This is a genomic window from Tamlana crocina (assembly GCF_012037625.1).
The window spans coordinates 1-330 of sequence record NZ_JAAVJS010000630.1 but is presented as its reverse complement, the minus strand read 5'-3'; the positions used below and the strand labels follow the sequence as shown (position 1 = coordinate 330).

Annotated in this window: 1 pseudogene; it reads right to left on the bottom strand. The window is 46.4% G+C overall.

Features of this window, described 5'->3' with window-relative positions:
* Nucleotides 1-330: pseudogene (locus tag HC176_RS19775) on the bottom strand (ribonuclease HII); the annotation flags it as partial.

Below are 330 nucleotides of genomic sequence, written 5' to 3'. Positions count from 1 at the left end.
GAAAATTCTATATTTTCCCTGACAGGAACACGGGTTTTTCCGGTGCGACTCAGAATGTGAAGTTTTCCGGACCTTTCAGGAACGAGGATGTAATCTTTACTACCGATCCTCACGTGCTTTGGCGGCTGAAGGATTTCAGAACCTGCCCTGGAGAATTGAAATCCACGCACAGATTTTCCTTTGCGATCATACATTAAAAGGTCGTTGCCCTGGGTCACCACGAACCTGTAATCTCTCTTATTGTCGTAATCAAAAACGGAAAGGGGTTGGGTGATCGCATCCCGAAACTTCAGCGGAAAAGGCTTAACAGGATTTCCATCCCGGTCGATA